General features: G+C 71.7%; 15 protein-coding genes and 2 pseudogenes. 13 read left to right on the top strand and 4 right to left on the bottom strand.

Translation table 11 applies throughout. The features are described 5' to 3' along the window. Positions 1-10: 10 nt before the first annotated feature. The 3 genes from ACFWXC_RS33875 (at position 11) to ACFWXC_RS33885 (ending at position 3,354) form a co-directional block, all read left to right on the top strand. Positions 11-1,429 carry an RsmB/NOP family class I SAM-dependent RNA methyltransferase gene (locus tag ACFWXC_RS33875; protein ID WP_384484628.1) on the top strand — a complete coding sequence of 473 codons (1,419 nt, stop codon included), beginning with the start codon at positions 11-13 and terminating at the stop codon, positions 1,427-1,429. Between the two features lie 116 nt (positions 1,430-1,545). After that, complete coding sequence (gene rpe, locus ACFWXC_RS33880) at positions 1,546-2,232, top strand: ribulose-phosphate 3-epimerase (protein WP_384484630.1); 687 nt, start codon at positions 1,546-1,548, stop codon at positions 2,230-2,232. Positions 2,233-2,310: 78 nt separating this feature from the next. Then, positions 2,311-3,354: a sugar-binding transcriptional regulator gene (locus ACFWXC_RS33885; RefSeq protein WP_384484632.1), complete on the top strand. Its 1,044-nt coding sequence runs from the start codon at positions 2,311-2,313 to the stop codon at positions 3,352-3,354. 111 nt (positions 3,355-3,465) lie between these two features. Here the strand turns inward: ACFWXC_RS33885 and ACFWXC_RS33890 are convergent. The 3 genes and pseudogenes from ACFWXC_RS33890 to ACFWXC_RS33900 all read right to left on the bottom strand — a co-directional run. Further along, a pseudogene (locus ACFWXC_RS33890) lies at positions 3,466-4,244 on the bottom strand (zinc-binding dehydrogenase); the annotation flags it as partial. 18 nt (positions 4,245-4,262) lie between these two features. After that, positions 4,263-4,865: a TetR/AcrR family transcriptional regulator gene (locus ACFWXC_RS33895; protein WP_384484634.1), complete on the bottom strand. Its 603-nt coding sequence runs from the start codon at positions 4,863-4,865 to the stop codon at positions 4,263-4,265. A 62-nt stretch (positions 4,866-4,927) separates the two neighbouring features. After that, positions 4,928-6,223, bottom strand: a complete 1,296-nt coding sequence (locus tag ACFWXC_RS33900) for an MFS transporter (protein ID WP_384484636.1) — start codon at positions 6,221-6,223, stop codon at positions 4,928-4,930. Between the two features lie 386 nt (positions 6,224-6,609). Here ACFWXC_RS33900 and ACFWXC_RS33905 point away from each other — a divergent pair, with 386 nt between their 5' ends. From ACFWXC_RS33905 to ACFWXC_RS33925, 5 genes and pseudogenes are all read left to right on the top strand, one after another. After that, positions 6,610-7,563 (top strand): Dyp-type peroxidase, encoded by a 954-nt coding sequence (locus tag ACFWXC_RS33905; protein WP_384484638.1) that lies wholly within the window; start codon positions 6,610-6,612, stop codon positions 7,561-7,563. An 82-nt stretch (positions 7,564-7,645) separates the two neighbouring features. Next, positions 7,646-7,957: a barstar family protein gene (locus tag ACFWXC_RS33910; protein WP_384484640.1), complete on the top strand. Its 312-nt coding sequence runs from the start codon at positions 7,646-7,648 to the stop codon at positions 7,955-7,957. 171 nt (positions 7,958-8,128) lie between these two features. Continuing rightward, entirely contained in the window at positions 8,129-9,571 is a 1,443-nt protein-coding gene (locus ACFWXC_RS33915; protein WP_384484642.1) for a GuaB1 family IMP dehydrogenase-related protein, read from the top strand. A gap of 494 nt (positions 9,572-10,065) precedes the next feature. Further along, a pseudogene (locus ACFWXC_RS33920) lies at positions 10,066-10,365 on the top strand (amino acid permease C-terminal domain-containing protein); the annotation flags it as partial. 8 nt (positions 10,366-10,373) lie between these two features. Continuing rightward, positions 10,374-10,826 carry an Lrp/AsnC family transcriptional regulator gene (locus ACFWXC_RS33925; RefSeq protein ID WP_046726552.1) on the top strand — a complete coding sequence of 151 codons (453 nt, stop codon included), beginning with the start codon at positions 10,374-10,376 and terminating at the stop codon, positions 10,824-10,826. A 178-nt stretch (positions 10,827-11,004) separates the two neighbouring features. Here ACFWXC_RS33925 and ACFWXC_RS33930 read toward each other — a convergent pair whose 3' ends face one another. Beyond that, entirely contained in the window at positions 11,005-11,745 is a 741-nt protein-coding gene (locus ACFWXC_RS33930) for a GntR family transcriptional regulator (protein WP_384484644.1), read from the bottom strand. Between the two features lie 225 nt (positions 11,746-11,970). On the opposite strand from ACFWXC_RS33930, the gene ACFWXC_RS33935 reads away from it, so the two are divergent. From ACFWXC_RS33935 to ACFWXC_RS33955, 5 genes are read left to right on the top strand one after another with little or no spacing between them, the layout of a single operon-like run. Beyond that, positions 11,971-13,131 (top strand): ABC transporter substrate-binding protein, encoded by a 1,161-nt coding sequence (locus ACFWXC_RS33935; RefSeq protein WP_384484646.1) that lies wholly within the window; start codon positions 11,971-11,973, stop codon positions 13,129-13,131. Beyond that, a complete protein-coding gene (locus ACFWXC_RS33940) occupies positions 13,128-14,027 on the top strand; it encodes an ABC transporter permease (RefSeq protein ID WP_384484648.1) in 900 nt (299 codons plus the stop codon). Before ACFWXC_RS33935 ends, ACFWXC_RS33940 begins: the two co-directional genes overlap by 4 nt. Continuing rightward, positions 14,012-14,830, top strand: coding sequence for an ABC transporter permease (locus ACFWXC_RS33945; protein ID WP_384484650.1), 819 nt, complete (start codon positions 14,012-14,014; stop codon positions 14,828-14,830). The genes ACFWXC_RS33940 and ACFWXC_RS33945 overlap by 16 nt, the downstream gene beginning before the upstream one ends. Before the next feature lie 3 nt (positions 14,831-14,833). Continuing rightward, on the top strand, positions 14,834-15,910 hold the full coding sequence (locus ACFWXC_RS33950; protein WP_384484652.1) for an ABC transporter ATP-binding protein: 1,077 nt from the start codon (positions 14,834-14,836) through the stop codon (positions 15,908-15,910). Positions 15,911-15,965: 55 nt separating this feature from the next. Next, positions 15,966-17,417 (top strand): HAD-IA family hydrolase, encoded by a 1,452-nt coding sequence (locus ACFWXC_RS33955; protein WP_384484654.1) that lies wholly within the window; start codon positions 15,966-15,968, stop codon positions 17,415-17,417. Positions 17,418-17,489 lie beyond the last annotated feature (72 nt).

Below are 17,489 nucleotides of genomic sequence, written 5' to 3' on the forward strand. Positions count from 1 at the left end.
CACCTTTTTCGTGAGCCAGCAGTCCCGGGGGCCGCGTCGGCCCGCCAAGCCCTACCGTCGTCCCCAGAAGGACCCGGTCCGCCTCCTCGCCTTCGAGGCGCTGCGCGCCGTGGACGAGCGGGACGCGTACGCCAACCTCGTCCTGCCGCCGTTGCTGCGCAAGGCGCGGGAGAAAGGCGACTTCGACGGGCGGGACGCGGCCCTCGCGACCGAGCTGGTGTACGGGACGCTGCGCCGGCAGGGGACGTACGACGCGATCATCGCCCAGTGCGTCGACCGGCCGCTGCGCGAGGTCGACCCGCCGGTCCTGGACGTGCTGAGCCTGGGCGCGCACCAGCTGCTCGGCACCAGGATCCCGTCGCACGCCGCCGTGTCCGCCTCCGTCGAGCTGGCCCGGGTGGTGCTGGGCGACGGACGGGCCAAGTTCGTCAACGCCGTGCTGCGCAAGGTCGCGCAGGACGATCTCGACGGCTGGCTCGCCAAGGTCGCGCCGCCCTACGACCAGGACCCCGAGGACCATCTCGCCGTCGTGCACTCGCACCCGCGGTGGGTCGTCTCCGCGCTCTGGGACTCGCTGGGCGGGGGCCGCGCGGGGATCGAGGAACTGCTGGCCGCCGACAACGAACGGCCCGAGGTGACGCTGGTCGCCCGGCCGGGGCGGTCCACCGCCGAGGAACTGCTCGACGAGGACGCGGCCGTGCCGGGGCGCTGGTCGCCGTACGCGGTGCGGCTCAGCGAGGGCGGGGAGCCCGGTGCCATCGAGGCCGTGCAGGAGGGCCGGGCCGGGGTCCAGGACGAGGGCAGCCAGCTGGTGGCCCTCGCGCTCGCCAACGTGCCGCTCGACGGCCCGGACCGGACCTGGCTGGACGGCTGCGCCGGGCCCGGCGGCAAGGCCGCGCTGCTCGCCGCGCTCGCCGCGGAGCGCGGGGCCGTGCTGCTCGCTTCGGAGAAGCAGCCGCACCGGGCCGGCCTGGTGGAGAAGGCGCTGCACGGCAATCCGGGGCCGTACCAGGTCATCACCGCCGACGGCACGCGGCCGCCGTGGCGTCCCGGCACCTTCGACCGGGTGCTGATGGACGTGCCGTGCACCGGTCTCGGCGCCCTTCGCAGGCGTCCGGAGGCGCGCTGGCGCCGGCGGCCCGAGGACCTCGACAATTTCGCCCCGCTGCAGCGTGCGCTGCTGCGTACGGCGATCGACTCGGTGCGGGTGGGCGGGGTCGTCGGGTACGCCACGTGCTCGCCGCATCTCGCGGAGACGCGGGCGGTGGTCCAGGACGTGCTGAAGCAGCGGCCGGAGACGGAGTTGCTGGACGCGCGTCCGCTGCTGCCGGGTGTGCCGGCTCTGGGCGAGGGCCCGGACGTCCAGCTGTGGCCGCATCTGCACGGCACGGACGCGATGTATTTGGCGCTGATCAGAAGAACCGGTTGATGTGGGCAGGGGTGGGGACGCTCACCGGCGCTTGCAGGGTGCACGGCCGACGCTCACCCGCAACCACCTCCGAACCCCACGCGGCTCTCCCCGTCAGGGCATGGCACGCTTGACGCATGGCCGCGCAGATCAACCCCAGCATCCTGTCCGCCGACTTCGCCCGCCTCGCGGACGAGGCCAAGGCGGTCGAGGGCGCCGACTGGCTCCACGTCGACGTCATGGACAACCACTTCGTCCCGAACCTCACGCTCGGCGTGCCGGTCGTAGAGTCCCTGGCCCGGGCCACGGACACCCCGCTGGACTGCCATCTGATGATCGAGGCCCCCGACCGCTGGGCACCCCAGTACGTCGAAGCGGGTGCCTCCTCCGTCACCTTCCACGTGGAGGCGGCGGCCGCCCCGGTGCGGCTGGCGCGCGAGATCCGCGCGCAGGGCGCCCGCGCCTCCATGGCGCTCAAGCCCGCGACGCCCATCGAGCCGTACGAGGACCTGCTGCCCGAGCTGGACATGCTGCTCATCATGACGGTGGAGCCCGGCTTCGGCGGCCAGGCGTTTCTCGACATCATGCTGCCGAAGATCCGCCGCACCCGGGAGTTGATCAGCAAGCACGGACTGGAGCTGTGGCTCCAGGTGGACGGTGGAGTTTCGGCGTCGACGATCGAGCGGTGCGCGGACGCCGGAGCCGACGTTTTTGTGGCAGGTTCGGCGGTGTACGGGGCAAACGACCCGGCAGCGGCGGTACGTGCACTACGCACCCAGGCCGAGGCGGCCACGGCCGCCGCGTCCTGGGCGTGCGACCACTGAGGTACGGGAACGTGAACGGCTCCGATCAGGGCTGATCGACTGCGCCGGATCTGCAAGGATGAACGGCGTATCCAGAGTGTGAACAGCAGTGAGGAGATGACCGTGTCGGGTATGTCGGCGGGCCGGTCAGCCATGCGGATGGGACCCGCTGAGCTGGTGCAGGCGGCGGCCATGGCCCGCCGCTTCTACCTTGAGGGCAAGTCCAAGATCCAGATCGCTGAGGAGTTCGGCGTCAGCCGCTTCAAAGTGGCCCGGGTACTGGAGACTGCCCTGGAAAGGGATCTCGTACGCATCGAGATCCGTGTGCCGGCCGAGCTGGACGCCGAGCGCTCCGACGCGCTCCGTGCCCGCTACGGCCTGCGGCATGCCGTCGTGGTCGAGTCCCCGGCCGAGGCGGAGGAGACCCCCGATCCCGAGAACCTCGGTGAGGTCGCCGCCGACCTGCTCGGCGAGCTCGTCAACGAGGGCGATGTGCTCGGTCTCGCCTGGGGCCGGTCCACCATCCACATGGCGGCGGCGCTCGACCGGCTGCCCCCGTGCACGGTGGTGCAGCTGACGGGCGTGTACGACGCCGGGACCTCCGAGCGCGGTTCGGTCGAGGCGGTCCGGCGTGCCGCCCAGGTGTCGGGTGGCGACGCCCACCCCATCTACGCGCCGATGCTGCTGCCGGACGCGGCCACCGCGGCCGCGCTGCGCAACCAGACCGGTATCGCCCGGGCCTTCGAGTACTTCGACAAGGTCACGGTCGCCTGTGTGTCCATCGGCTCCTGGGAGCGCGGCATCTCGACGGTGCACGACATGCTCAGCGACGAGGAGCGTGCGCACTACGCCACGCTCGGCGTCGCCGCCGAGATGGCAGCGCACCTCTTCGACGCCGACGGCCGCCGGGTCGGACGCGACCTGGGGGAACGATGCATCACGGTCAAGGCCGACCAACTGCGCCGCATCCCCGAGGTCGTCGCGATCGCGGGCGGGCAGCGCAAGGCGGCCGCGATCGACGCGGTGCTGAGGTCGGGGCTGGTCACCAGCCTCGTCACCGACACCTCGGCCGCCGACTACCTGATGACGGCGGGGCCGACGCCCAAGTCGACGCTGAACCGTTCCGACCCCGACGGTTCCTGACGGGGATCACGGCAACGCCGCGGCGGCGTCGATGACAACGCTGCCGCGGCGCTTCTGCCTGTCCGTGTCAGGGCTGCCGGTGGCGGGGGTGGCGGGCGGCCCGTGCCCGTGTCAGGCGCCGGTCGTGAGCACCATCCGGAAGCGGGCCTCGTTGCGCATCATGCGGTCGTACGCGGCGGCGGCCTCCTCCAGCGGGGCCTCCTCGACCCAGGCGCGGATCCCGTGCAGCGCGGCGAAGGCGAGGGTGTCCTCGACGTCCATGGCGTCGCCGCTCGGATGGCCGTGCACGGCACGGGAGTTGGCGATGAGCTGGAGCGGGGACAGCTGCATGGGGGCCGCGTCGATGCCCACCACGAGCAGTTCGCCGTTGGCCTTCAGCCCGTCCACCGCGACGGCCATGGCGTCGGCGTTGGCCGCGGTCGCCAGGACGGCACTCGCGCCGCCGAGCGCGGTCAGCTCGCCCGCCACGTCCTGCCGGGTCGAGTCGATGTAGTGGCGGGCCCCAACTCCCGAGCCGGAGAGGCCTTTTCCTCCCCTCGCGCGATGACCGCCGTGTCGTAGCCCATCCTGGCGGCGAACTGCACCCCCAGGTGGCCGAGGCCGCCCAGGCCCAGAACGGCGACCAGGTCTCCGGGGCGGGCCTGGCTGCGGCGCAGCGCGGCGAAGGCGGTGACCCCCGCACAGGCCAGCGGCGCGGCCTCCACGGCCGTCAGCTCGTCCGGGATACGGGCGAGCGCGCTGGCCGGGACGGTGACGGAGTCGGCGTAGCCGCCGGGGTAGGCGAGGCCGGGTACCTGGGCCCGCTCGCAGTGCACGAAGTCACCGCGCCGGCAGGGGTCGCAGTAGGTGCAGTGGCCACCGAACCAGCCGACGGCCACCCGGTCGCCGACCGCCTCAGAAGTCGGGTGTCAGGAGGCGGGCTCTGCCGGGCGGGTGGCCAGCGCCGCGTCGATCAGGACCGCGGCCGCCTGCCGGGCGACCGCACCCGCCGACGGGTCGCGGTCCATCCGCGCGGACACGCCGCCCCCGTCGTACAGCAGGTGGAGCTGGCGGGCGAGGCCCTCGGGATCCGGGGCGCCGGCCTCCCCGGCGAGGTCGGTGAACAGGGCCCGGACCCAGGCACGGTAGGTGTCGGAGACCTCTTCGATGGCGCTGCCCTGCTTGGCCTCCGCGCTGGCCGCCACGAAGGCGCACCCGTGGTAGCCCTGCTCGGCGAAGAGCGTCGCCTGCGCGTCGAAGACGGCCAGCAGACGCTCCCGCGGATCGTCGGTGCCGTCGACGGCGCGCAGCAGCCGGGCGGACACCCGGGCGTACCGGGAGTCGAGGTAGGCGCGGATGAGCTGTTCCTTGCCGCCGAAGGTGTTGTACAGCGAGGCCTTGGCGACCCCGGCGCGCTCGATGATCCGGTCGATCCCGACCGTCTGCACGCCCTCCGCGTAGAACAGCTCGTTCGCGGCCGAGAGCAGCCGCTCCCGGGCCGTGGGAGCCTTGGCACTCAACGTCTTCGTCATGCCACTCACCACTCGCCTTCTCGACTCCTGCAGTCTACGGCTGCCCAGACCGGTCTACTCAGTCACCGGGACGCCACGTCGGCGCGCTCGGCTTCCCTGGCCTCGACGGCGGGCGAGCCTCCCGAGGCCACCAGCACTCCGGGCGCGGTCTGCGGCCCGCCGCGCAGCAGCAGGGCGGCGAGGGCCAGCAGCGCCAGGGCGATGACCACCGCGCCGTACTCCTCGGAGGTCGGGACCAGTCCGCCGCCGTGCACCACCAGCGTTCCGGCGATGACGGAGGGGACGCCCATGCCGAGGTAAGCGACGACGAACAGCAGGGACAGTACGCCCGAGCTCTCGTGCGGCTTGGTCAGCGGCAGCACGGTGCGGATGCCGCCCTGGAAGCCGCTGCCGAAGCCGAAGCCGGCGATGGCCGTGCCGACGAAGAACAGCGCCGGTGCGCTCCGGTCGACGGCCAGCAGCGTGACGGCGACGCCGGCGACCAGTGCGCCGATGCCGGTGTACATCACGGTCGTCGCCCGGGCGTTGCGCAGCACGAGGACGGAGGCGGCCGCGACGAACGCGAGGACGAAGAGGCCGAGGCCGCCGTAGACGGCGGAGTCGGAGCCGACCAGGGTACGGACCAGGGCGGGGCCGAGGGAGCCGTAGAACCCGGCGAGTGCCCAGACGGCGAAGATGACCGGGGCCGCGGCGAGGGCGGCGCCGCGGACCGTGCGCGGGAGCCTGATCTCGGGCACCAGGGTGGCCAGGGCGCCGGGCTCACGGGTGACGGTCTCGTCGATCAGGGCGATGGCGACGGCCTGGGCCACGAACACGCCGAGCAGGCCGAGGTAGATCGTGTGGGTCGGGGCGGGCAGGTACTGCACGACGAAACCGCTGACCAGAGCGCCTGTCGCGGTGCCCAGGCCGGGGGCGAAGGCGTTCGCCACGGTGCCCCGGGAGCGGTTGATGTCCATCATCGCGGCGCCGACCGCACCGAGCGCGGCGCCGGTGGAGAGGCCCTGCACGACCCGGGCGACGAGCAGTTCGCCGACGCCTCCGGCGGTGGAGAACAGCACCATCGCGACGGCCTGGGCGGCGATCGCGGAGATCAGGACGGGGCGGCGGCCGACGTGGTCGGACAGCTTGCCGAGGACCAGCAGGCCGGAGAGCACCGCGATCGCGTAGATGCCGAAGACGACCGTGGTGGTGATCGGGCTGAAGCCCCATTCGGCCTGGTAGGACGCGTAGAGCGGGGTGGGCGCGCTGGAGGCGGCGAGGAAGGAGACGACGATGGAGGCGAGCACGTAGAACGCCGCGCGCGGCGGGATCGGGTTGCTCGACGGCTTGGTTCGCTCGTGCGGTGCGAGGTGGTTCATCGGGGAGATCCTTCGCGGGGGCGGGGCCGGAGAGCGTCGGTTCGCAGACACTTGAGTGAGTAGACCGGTCTGTCTACATGACCTGGCAACCTCATAGACAGGTCTGTCTATTCCGGCGGAGCGAAAAAATCTTCGAGCAATTCGAGCAAGCGGAGCGGCGGCCCTCACCGAGCTGGACGGGGCCGGCCGTCTCTCCCCGCTGGAGTCGCCCCGACCGGGGCGCCCGGCGCATCGCGGACTTCCTCGGCACGCGGTGAGCGCACGCCAGGGGCCGATCCGGACGCCGGCGCATGGAGCGTCTGCACCGACCGGGCGCCGCCGACCCCGATTATGTGTACGACATACGTGAACGACAGGCCGAGCACCGATCGCATCGGGAGGACGCGGTGAGCAGTGAACCCCAGCCCGCAGGGGAAGCCGAACCACAGCCCGTGCTGGGCTCGTTGACCACCGCAGCGATCTTCCTGGTGGTCACCGTCCGCCCCGGGCACGAGGAGCGGGTACGGGAGGTGCTGGGCGATCTGAGCTCGCTGCGGCGCAGTTTCGGGTTCGGCGCCCCGGAGGCCGCCCTGAGCTGTGTCGCGGGGATCGGCTCCGATGCCTGGGACCGGCTGTTCGACCACCCGCGTCCGGCCGGACTGCATCCCTTCCGGCCCCTGGAAGGCTCCCGGCACACTGCGGTCGCCACTCCCGGCGACGTCCTCTTCCACATCCGGGCCGGCCGCTTCGACCTCTGCTTCGGGCTCGCCGCCGAGATCATGCACCGGCTACGGGACGCGGTCACCGTCGAGGACGAGGTACAGGGCTTCAAGTACCTTGACGCCCGCGATCTGCTGGGCTTCGTCGACGGCACCGAGAACCCGGCCGGCGCCGCCGCCCGCAGGGCCGTCCTGATCGGCGCGGAGGACCCCGCGCACGCCGGCGGCAGCTATGTGATCGTGCAGAAGTACCTGCACGACCTGGACGCCTGGAACGCGCTGCCGGTCGAGACGCAGGAGCGGATCATCGGCCGTACCAAGGCCACCAACATCGAGCTGGAGGAGCCGGGCTCGCACGTCGACCTGAACACCGTCACCGGACCGGACGGCGAGGAGCAGGACATCCTGCGCGACAACATGCCCTTCGGCCGCCCCGGCCAGGGTGAGTTCGGCACCTACTTCATCGGGTACGCCCGTACTCCGGACGTCATCGAGCACATGCTGCGCAACATGTTCCTCGGCACTCCGGACGCGGCTCACGACCGGATCCTCGACTTCTCCACGGCGGTCACCGGCACGCTCTTCCACGTGCCCTCCGGGGACTTCCTCGACGACCTGCCCCCGGCTCCCGGGAAGGCGTGATGCCGGTGCGCATTGTCACCCGGCGCACCGGTGGGATCTACTACACCGGTGATCCCTACAACCCCTCACGGGCGGTGCTGAGATGACGACGAGTCCGCATCTGGTGACCCTCGACCTCGCCGGGGTCGCGGACAAGGCCGGTCTCATGGACCGCGCCGTCGCGGCCCTGAGCCTGCCCGACTGGTTCGGCCGCAACTGGGACGCCCTCGCGGACAGCCTCCGCGACCCCTCGGTCTGGCCGCCGGAGGCGGTCGACCGCGGGCTCCTCCTCGTCGTCACCGGCTGGCAGGGCTACGCCGGGACCCGGCCGGACGAGTGGAAGACGGCCCAGGACGTGTTCGCCCAGGCGTCGGACGGCGAACCGAGACTGACGGTGGCGCTCGCCCTCGGCTGAGGCGAGAAGCCGTGCGCACTGCCCTTGGAGGTTCCTCCCAAGCGCCTCTGACCTGCCTGGATGTTCGTCCCGGGCACCGCATACCGGTCGCCATGGGACAATGAAGTACGTGCTCTTCCCCTTGGCCGGCCGGTCCGGGGGTCACCTCTGATCGACCGGGATGTGCGGCACGTGCGTTTCCTCAATGACATCCAGCCCGCGTACGACCTGACGTACGACGACGTCTTCATGGTGCCCAGCCGCTCCGCGGTCGGCTCGCGTCAGGGCGTGGACCTCGACTCGCCGGACGGCACGGGCACCACCATCCCGCTGGTCGTCGCGAACATGACCGCGATCGCGGGCCGGCGGATGGCCGAGACGGTGGCCCGGCGCGGCGGACTCGTCGTGATCCCGCAGGACATCCCGATCGACGTGGTCACCGACGTCATCACCTGGGTGAAGAGCCGCCACCTGGTGCTGGACACCCCGATCGTGCTCGCCCCGCACCAGACGGTCGCCGACGCGCTGGCCCTGCTGCCCAAGCGCGCGCACAACGCGGGGGTCGTCGTCGACGAGGACGGCCGTCCCGTCGGTGTCGTCACCGACCGCGACCTCAACGGCGTCGACCGCTTCACCCAGCTTGCCGAGGTCATGTCCCGCGACCTGCTGCTGCTCGACGCGGACATCGACCCGCGCGAGGCGTTCAACAAGCTGGACGCGGCCAACCGCCGCTACGCCCCGGCCGTCGACCGGGACGGCAAGCTCGCCGGCATCCTCACCCGCAAGGGCGCCCTGCGGGCCACCCTGTACACCCCGGCCACCGACGCGCGGGGCAGGCTGCGGATCGCCGCCGCCGTCGGGATCAACGGCGACTTCGCGGACAAGGCCAAGCAGCTGCTCGACGCGGGCGTCGACACGATCGTCATCGACACCGCGCACGGCCACCAGGAGTCGATGATCAGCGCGATCAAGCTGGTCCGCGGTCTCGATCCGCAGGTCCCGATCGCGGCCGGCAACATCGTCTCCGCCGAGGGCGTCAAGGACCTCGTCGACGCGGGCGCGGACATCATCAAGGTCGGTGTGGGCCCCGGCGCCATGTGCACCACCCGCATGATGACCGGCGTCGGCCGGCCGCAGTTCTCGGCGGTCCTGGAGTGCGCCGCGGAGGCGAAGAAGTACGGCAAGCACGTCTGGGCCGACGGGGGCGTCCGGCACCCGCGGGACGTCGCCATGGCGCTGGCCGCGGGCGCGTCCAACGTGATGGTCGGTTCCTGGTTCGCCGGCACGTACGAATCGCCGGGCGACCTCCAGCAGGCCGCCGACGGCCGGCTGTACAAGGAGTCCTTCGGCATGGCCTCGGCACGCGCGGTGCGCAACCGTACGTCCGACGAGTCGGCCTACGACCGGGCCCGCAAGGCGCTCTTCGAGGAGGGCATCTCGACGTCCCGGATGTTCCTCGACCCGGCCCGGCCGGGTGTGGAGGACCTGATCGACGCGATCATCGCGGGCGTGCGGTCGTCGTGCACCTATGCCGGTGCGGGGTCCCTGGAGGAGTTCGCCGAGAAGGCGATCGTGGGGATCCAGAGCGCGGCGGGCTACGCGGAGGGCAAGCCGCTGCACGCCAGCTGGAGCTAGGCGCTTCGCCGGGGGCGGCGTTTTCGGGTGCGGGTGCGTGGGGGCTGGTCGCGCCCACGCGGCGGAGCCGCATATCGATACCGCCCAGCGCCCCTGACGGGGCGCTCAGAAGTGGGCGTGCAACAAATACGCGCGTCCGTGCCCTGAACGCAATGATCTTGCGTGTACGAGCAAGGTTGCCGCATTACGCCCGTGAAGGGCCGGCTCATAGGGTCATGCGCTGTACGTGGCGTGGCCGGGACCCCGCTCGGTGGGGCCCTGCGGGATGGGCGCCGTCGGTTCCGGCCGCCCTCAACCGCAGCGACGAAGGAGCCGCGCGTGCTCGACCAAGGCGCACCCCCACCCATCGACGTCCCCCCGTCCCTCGGCGCCCGGCGTCGACGGCGGTGTCTTCAACCTGCCCGCCCTGATCGTCGTGCTCCTCGCGATGGTGTTCCTGCTCGGCGGCGCCAAGGAGTCGGCGCGCGCCAACACGATCATGGTGTGTGTGAAGATCCGCCGCGATCCCGCTGGGGCAGCTGGCCGACGCCACCAGCATCGGCACGTTGTTCGCCTTCGGCCTGGTGAACATCGCGGTGGTGGTGCTGCGCCGGACGCGTCCCGCGATGCCGCGCACCTTCCGCGTGCCGCTGTCCCCGCTGCTGCCCGCGCTGGGCTTCGGATTCTGCGTCTGGATGATGGGCAGCCTCTCGGCCGTCACCTGGGTGGTCTTCGGTGCCTGGCTGGCGGTCGGGCTCGTGTTCTACTTCCTGTACGGCTATCGCCGGTCCCGTCTTGCAACACCTGAAAGCTGAACGACCCCTTGCTGAACGATCTCGACGAACGCATCGTGCACGCCCTCGCCGAGGACGCCCGCCGCTCCTACGCGGACATCGGGCAGCTGGTCGGCCTGTCCGCGCCCGCCGTCAAACGGCGGGTGGACCGGCTGCGCGCCACCGGGGCGATCACGGGTTTCACCGTGCGGGTCGATCCGGCGGCCCTCGGCTGGGAGACGGAGGGGTTCGTCGAGATCTACTGCCGGCGCAACACCTCCCCGGAGACGATCCAGCGGGGGCTGGAGCGGTACCAGGAGGTGGTGGCCGCGTCCACGGTCACCGGTGAGGCCGATGCGGTCGTGCAGGTCTTCGCGTCGGACATGCGGCACTTCGAGAGGGTGCTGGAGCGGATCGCGGGGGAGCCGTTCGTGGAGCGCACGAAGTCGGTGCTGGTGCTGTCGCCGTTGCTGAGGAGGTTCTCCTCAGGGGCGCCGGGGTGAGTGCGGGACTGATCTCGGGGGGTGCGGTTGTGTTGCCGGCTGCGGGTGGTTCGTGGCCGATCGCGCAGTTCCCCGCGCCCCTGAAGGTGGGACCAGCTGAGCTGCTTTTAGGGGCGCGGGGAACTGCGCGAGCAACCCCCACTCGCCCGCACCCGGCGTGCAACCGCACCCCCGCCCCCTATTCCGCGGTCATCCGCGCCAGCGCGTTGCTGCCGATGGAGTTGTGCACGCTGAAGCTCACCGCGTCCGACCGGTACCGGTCGTCCGACCACTCCACCGGGCGTCCTTCCCGTGTCGTCGTCACCCGCCGCACCCGCAGCAGCGGGCTCGACCGGCGCACCCCCAGCAGTTCGGCGTCCCGTGCGCCGCAGGCGACCGCGTCGATGACGTGCTCGCCGTACGCGAAGACCAACCCCGTGTCCTCGTACAGGCGTTGAGTCACCGACGGGCACTCCGGCTCTATCGCCGCCACCGCCGGGGAGATCCAGTCCGCGTACACCGTGCGCTCCAGCAACACCGGTTCGCCGTCCAGGTCGCGTACCCGGAGTACGTGCAACACCGGTGTTCCGGCGGCGAGTTGGAGGCGGACGGCGTCCTCCTGGGTGGCGGGGCGGTGTTCCTGGGACACCACGTGTCCGGTCGCCTCGCGGCCCATCGACCTCGCCCACTGGGCGAAACTGCGCAGCTCCGCGAAGCTCTGGCTGCGCCGGCTGGCCAGCACCACCCGGCGGGCGCCCTGGCGGGAGCCGATCAGCCCCTCGGAGGTGAGCGCGGCGACGGCCTGGCGGACGGTGCCGCGGGACACGCCGTACTGCGCCGCCAGCTCCGTCTCCGCGGGCAGCCGGCTGCCGACGGTGTACTCCTCACGGTCGATGGCGCGCCGCAACTCGTCGGCGATCTCCTCGTGTCGCGCCGTCATGCTTCCCCTCTGAGTAGACCGCTGTGCACAGCGTGACCAGCCTAATCGACGTTCTTGGGTGATTCGTACCGGCCGTGAATGTGCAGGGAAACGGGGGTCGGTGTTTCTGCTGTGTTCATGAACGGGTCACTCGCGCCGGGCGTACTGGGGTCAACTTGTTCAGACAAGTTCGCTCGGCGCCAGCCACAGCGCCACCCACCCTCGTGCGTACTCCCTGGAGAGACCGTGACCGTGTCCCTGCCGAGAACCGCCGTCCTTGGCGGCTCCCTCGCCGTCGTTGCCGCGCTCGCCCTGAGCGCCTGCGGCGCCGCCCCCGACAACGCGTCGTCCACCACCTCCGACGGCAAGAACGCCGCCACCGCCACCTCCGCCGCCGACCTCGGCGGCATGGACAAGCTGGTCGCCGCGGCGAAGAAGGAGGGCACGCTGCACATCATCGCCGTGCCCCGCGACTGGGCCAACTACGGCGCCATCATCGACGGCTTCCAGAAGAAGTACGGCATCAAGATCGAGGACGAGAGCCCCGACGGCTCCAGCCAGGACGAGATCACCGCCGTGACCTCGCGCAAGGGCCAGGACCGTGCCCCGGACGTCCTCGACCTCGGTTCCTCCTTCGCGCTCAGCGCGGCCCAGCAGGGCCTGCTCGCGCCGTACAAGGTGACCTCGTACGCCGACATCCCCACCGGTCAGAAGGACCCGCAGGCCCGCTGGTACAACGACTACGGCGGCTACATCTCCATCGGCTGCGACGCCAAGCGCGTCAAGACCTGCCCGACCACCTTCGCCGACCTGCTCAAGCCGCAGTACAAGGGCCAGGTCGCCCTCAACGGCAACCCGACCAAGTCCGGTTCGGCGTTCGGCGGCGTGTACGCGGCCGCGCTCGCCAACAAGGGCTCCTTCGACGACATCCAGCCCGGCCTCGACTTCTTCGCCAAGCTGAAGAAGAACGGCAACTACACGCCCGTCGAGTCCACCCCGGCCACCGTCGAGAAGGGCGAGACGCCCATCTCGATCGACTGGGACTACCTGAACGCCGGGTACGCCGACGAGTTCAAGTCCAAGGGCGTGGACTGGAAGGTCACCATCCCGACCGACGGCCAGTACGCCCAGTACTACTCCCAGGCCATCAACAAGGACGCCCCGCACCCGGCGGCCGCCCGCCTGTGGCAGGAGTACCTGTACAGCACCGAGGGCCAGAACCTGTGGCTCAAGGGCTACGCCCGCCCGGTCCTGATGACCTCCATGGAGTCCGCCGGCTCCCTGGACAAGACCGCCGCCGCCAAGCTGCCCGCGGTCACCGGCACGCCGTCCTTCCCGACCGAGGCCCAGCAGGACAAGGCCAAGACGGCCCTCGCGACGGGCTGGTCGAAGGCCGTCTCCGGATGACGACCACGCTCACGCGGGCCGACGTGGCGTCCGCCGCTTCCCAGAAGCGGCGGCGCCGCGCCCCCGGCTGGCTGGCCGTCGTCCCGCTGCTCGCCTTCACGGCCGTCGCCTTCGGGCTGCCGGCCGTGGCCATGCTGAACGGGGCCTTCACGGTCAAGGACCCGGCCAGCGGGGTGTCCTCGTACACCGGGAAGAACCTCACGGACTCCCTCCAGGGGCCCTACCTCACCGCCCTCGTCGGCAGCGTCAAGCTGTCCGCGCTCTCCGCACTCATCGCGGCCGTGCTCGGACTGCCGCTCGCGCAGGCCGTCGTCAGCTCGCGCTCCCGGGCGCTGCGCGAGGCCGTGCTCACCGCCTCCGGTGTGCTCGCCAACTTCGGCGGCGTGCCGCTGGCCTTCGCGTTCGTGGCGACCCTCGGCAACGCCGGTGTGCTGACCGTGCACCTCGGGCTCGCGGACCACGGCTGGAACCTCTACAGCTTCTGGGGCCTGGTCCTCGTCTACCTCTACTTCCTGATCCCGCTGATGGTCCTCACCATCACCCCGGCCCTGGACGGACTGCGGGCGCAGTGGCGGGAGGCCGCGCTCAACAACGGCGCGACCGGCGTGCAGTACTGGCGGTTCGTGGCCTTGCCGGTGCTCGCGCCCTCGCTGCTCGGCGGACTCGTGCTGCTCTTCGGCAGCGCCTTCGCCGCCTACGCCACCGCCGCCGCGATGGTCGGCAGCGCGGTCCCGCTGGTCACCCTGCAGATCGCCGACGCCATCTCCGGCAACGTCCTGGTCGGCCAGGAGAACGTGGCCCTCGCCCTGAGCCTGGACATGGTGCTGGTGGCGGGCGTGGTGATGGCCCTGTACCTGCCCCTGCAACGACGGAGCGCCCGATGGCTCGACGCCTGACCCCCTGGCGCTGGGCCGTCCTCGGCCTGGCCGCCCTGTACTTCCTGGTCCCGCTGGGCGCCTCGGTCGTCTTCACGGTCGACGTGCCCGGCCAGGGCGTCACCTTCGACGCCTACTCCCAGATCCTGTCCGCCGACGGCTTCCTCTCCAGCCTGGTCCTCTCGCTGGAACTGGCCGTCGCCACCATCGCCGTCGTGCTGCTGCTGATGGTGCCCGCCGTGGTCGCCCTGCGGCTGAGCGCGCCCAAGCTGCGCCCTGTCGTCGAGATCGTCTGCTCGCTGCCGCTGGTGGTGCCGCCGATCGCGTTCGTCGCCGGCATCGCGAGCGTCCTCAAGTGGGGGCCGGACCACCTCTCCAAGACCCCGCTGTTCGAGACGTTCGTCGCCATCCAGAACCCGGACTTCCCGGTCGTCCTGGTCCTCGCGTACGTCGTGATGGCCCTGCCCTTCGTCTACCGGGCGCTGGACGCCGGACTGCGCGCGATCGACGTGCGCACCCTCGTCGAGGCCGCCCGCAGCTGCGGTGCCAACTGGCCGCAGGCCCTCGTCCGGGCCGTGCTGCCCAATCTGCGCGGGGCGCTGCTGAACGCGTCCTTCCTCACCCTGGCGCTGGTGCTCGGCGAGTTCACCGTCGCCCGGCTGCTCGGCTTCCAGCCCTTCGCCGTGTGGATCTACAACGTCGGCGGCTCGCAGGCCCAGATGTCCGTCGCCGTGTCCGTGCTCAGTCTCCTGGTGACCTGGGCCCTGCTCCTCGCGCTCGCCGGTGCCGGCGGCCGTGACCGTACCGCTTCCTCCCGGGGATGAACCATGAGTGTCAGCACGCCTGAGAAGGCCACCACCACCGCCGCCACCGTCGAATTCCGGTCGCTGCGACGGGAGTTCGGCGCCACCGTCGCCCTCGACGGACTCGATCTGACCGTCCGCCCCGGCGAGTTCCTCGCCCTGCTCGGCCCGTCCGGCTGCGGCAAGACCACCGCGCTGCGCATGCTCGCCGGGTTCGAACACCCCGACTCCGGCGCGGTGCTGGTGGACGGCGAGGACGTCACCTCGGTCCCGGCGCACCGCCGTGACGCCGGGATGGTCTTCCAGTCGTACAGCCTCTTCCCGCATCTGAACGCCGTCGACAACGTGGCGTTCGGACTGCGCATGCGCAAGGTGCGCACGAGTGAACGGCGTGCGCGGGCCGCCGAGTTGCTGGACCTGGTCGGGCTCGGTGACAAGGGGGAGCGGTTCCCGCACCAGCTCTCCGGCGGCCAGCAGCAGCGCATCGCGCTCGCCCGCGCCCTCGCCCTGCGGCCCCGGGTGCTCCTCCTCGACGAGCCGCTGTCGGCCCTCGACGCCAAGGTCCGGCTGACGCTCCGCGAGGAGATCCGCCGGCTCCAGCAGGAACTCGGCATCACCACGCTGTTCGTGACGCATGATCAGGAGGAGGCGCTGTCCGTCGCCGACCGGGTCGCCGTGATGCGCGCCGGGCGGCTCGAACAGTGCGCCGAGCCCGCCGAGCTGTACGGCCGTCCGGCCACCGCCTTCGTCGCCGAGTTCGTCGGCACGATGAGCCGGATCCCGGGCACGGTCGAGGACGGCCGGGTCGAGGTGCTCGGTCAGCGGCTGCCGGTCGACGGACAGGCGCCGGACGCGAGCGAGGTCGACGTGCTCGTACGGCCCGAGGCGGTCCAGGTGCGCGCGGACGACACCGGTACGGCCACCGCGGTCGCCACCGCCTTCCTGGGCGCGGTCGTCCGGGTCACCGTACGGCTCGCCGACGGCACCGAGGTCAAGGCCGACCTGCCCGCCCACGAGGCCGCGGGTCTGGGCGCGGGAGCCGCGGTGAGCGTGTCGCTGCCCGAGCGGCCGGTGCTCGTGGCGGACCGTACCCAGAAGTAACGCTTCCGGAAGCCCGGAAGTATCCAGCAGCCCAGACGTAAGGAATGACGACAACGTGACCCCCCACCCCCGACTCCCGCTCCAGGCCGTCCTGTTCGACATGGACGGAACGCTCGTCGACACCGAGCGACTGTGGTGGGAGGCGGTGGAACGCGTTGCCGGGCGGACGCTCGGCGAGGCCGACGAGCCCGATGTGCTGGGCCGGCCGGTCGAGTACACCGCCCAGTGGCTGGCCGGCAGCACCGGCAGGCCCGGCGCCGACCTCGCGGCCGAGCTGCACCGGGAGTTCGCGGACCGCGTCCGCACCGGCATCGTGCCCCGCCCCGGCGCCCTCGACCTGCTGGACGCGCTGGCCGCGGCCGGCGTTCCCACCGCCCTGGTCACCGCGTCCCCACGCGCGGTCGCCGACCTCGTGCTCGACGCGCTCGGCGCCGGCCGGTTCGCCGCCTCCGTCACCGCCGACGACACCGGCCGCACCAAGCCCGCCCCCGACCCGTACCTCGCCGCCTGCCGCGCCCTCGGCGTCGACCCGGCGGCCTGTGTCGCCGTCGAGGACACCGAGACCGGGGTCGCCTCCGCCGAGGCCGCCGGCTGCGCGGTCCTCGCCGTGCCCTCGCTCGCACCGATCGGGGGCGCCCCGGGCCGGACCGTCCGGGACACCCTCGTCGGGGTGACCCCGAAGGAGCTGAGCGACATGGCCGTACCCGAACTCCGGGTCATGTCCTGGAACCTGTGGCTCGGCGGCAGCCGGATCGACGACCACCGGGCCAAGCAGGTCAAGGCCGTCATCGACGCCGGAGCGGACGTCGTCGGCCTCCAGGAGACCGCCGGCACCTCGGCCCGGGAACTCGCCGAGGCCCTCGGCTGGCACCACCACACGGCCGGGGAGAACCTCGGGATCATCAGCCGGTATCCCATCACCGCCCGCCTCGGCGACCCGGAGGTCGGTTTCTACGGAGCCGCCGGGGTGCGGATCGCCGTACGCCCCGGACGCGAGGTCGACATCTGGACCGCGCATCTGCACTACACGCCGTACGGGCCCTACGAGTTCCACTTCGACGGGCTCGGGGCGGCCGAGCTGATCGCCCACGAGGAGGTGCGGCTCGGGCAGTTCCGGGAGGCGCTGCGGCGGATCGGGGACGGGCCGGTGCCGGTGGTGCTCGTGGGGGACTTCAACTGCCCGTCCCACCTGGACTGGACGGACGTCGAGTGGCCGGTGACCAAGGCCGCCGAGGAGGCCGGGTTCCGCGACTCCTACCGGGAGGTCCACCCGGATCCGGTGACGGCGCCGGGGCACACCTGGTCGCCCATCCACCCCGTGCGGGAGGACGGCAGCGGGCGGCCCGAGCCGCAGGACCGGATCGACTACGTGCTGCACAGGGGGCTGCGCGTGCTCGACTCCCGGACCTGTGTCAGCGGCACCCCGGCGCCCTGGCCCGAGGTGGCGGGCAACGACTGGCCCTCCGACCACGCGGCCGTTCTCAGCAGGTTCGCCATCGAGCCCTGACCCGGTGTTACCCGGGGCAACCATTGCGGTCATGGGGGCCATCCCGTAGTTTGTGCCGGGCTACTTACTCGC

The organism is Streptomyces sp. NPDC058683 (assembly GCF_042716195.1).
Classification (GTDB): Bacteria; Actinomycetota; Actinomycetes; order Streptomycetales; family Streptomycetaceae; genus Streptomyces.